Source organism: Flavobacterium azizsancarii (assembly GCF_027980145.1).
Classification (GTDB): domain Bacteria; phylum Bacteroidota; class Bacteroidia; order Flavobacteriales; family Flavobacteriaceae; genus Flavobacterium; species Flavobacterium azizsancarii.
In genome coordinates, this window is the sequence record NZ_JAMZNK010000147.1 from 1 (window position 1) to 228 (window position 228).

1 protein-coding gene is annotated in these 228 nt (G+C 37.7%); it reads right to left on the reverse strand.

Annotated features, from left to right (window positions below; all coding sequences use genetic code 11):
- Positions 1 to 228: hypothetical protein (locus tag NJT12_RS24970; RefSeq protein WP_271338812.1), on the reverse strand; the 228-nt coding region annotated here is incomplete at both ends.

The window sequence follows — 228 nt, forward strand, 5'->3', positions numbered from 1 at the left end:
GACTGACAGAAATTCTGTGTTCCTGCAGTTACCAAACTTGGTGTTCCCGGATCAGTTACTATTACCGCAACTTCCAGTCTTAATGCACTCTCGCAAAGTGATGTTGCATCTTTTATAGCTGCATAATAAGTACCACTTGTTAAAGCTGTTGTATTTGGAATCAATGTTCCGCCACTTAAAGCAGTATACCAAACAATATTAGATTCGTTTAACTGAATACTTGCAAAA